Annotated in this window: 1 protein-coding gene; it reads left to right on the top strand. The window is 74.2% G+C overall.

Annotated elements, in window-relative coordinates; translation table 11 throughout:
- Window positions 1–121 precede the first annotated feature (121 nt).
- On the top strand, window positions 122–422 hold a 301-nt coding region (locus tag IG99_RS43645), incomplete at its 3' end, for a hypothetical protein (protein WP_037684610.1).

Here is a 422-nt window from a genome sequence, read left to right as displayed (position 1 = left end):
CTCTACCACTACCTGTACTCGCCGGCGGGGTCGGCGTGGCAGCGCGCCGGCCGGCTCCAGGGGACCCGGCCCCGGCCCGTGGTGGATCACCCGTACTTCGCGTGGCATCCGGAGTGCGACCGTGGCTGACCTGCTGGTGATCGTGCCGTCGCGGGGCCGCCCGGAGTCGGTGCCCCGGCTGCTCGACGCCTGGGAGACGACGGGGGCGTGGGAGCGCGCGTCGCTGATGTTCGCGGTCGACGTCGACGACCCGCGGATCGGCGAGTACCGGCGGCACGCGGCCGACCGAGTCGGCGACGACCGGCACTGGTGGCTGGGTGAGTCCCTGGTGTGGCGGCCGATGGTGCACAAGCTCGACCTGGTGGCCACCAATGAGGCGGCCCGGTTCGGGGCGCTGGCGTTCGCCGGCGACGACCACGTGC

It is taken from the genome of Streptomyces griseus subsp. griseus (assembly GCF_000720255.1).
Lineage (GTDB): Bacteria > Actinomycetota > Actinomycetes > Streptomycetales > Streptomycetaceae > Streptomyces > Streptomyces griseus_I.
The sequence above is the reverse complement of the archived record's forward strand: the minus strand, read 5'-3'. Positions and strand labels throughout refer to the sequence as shown.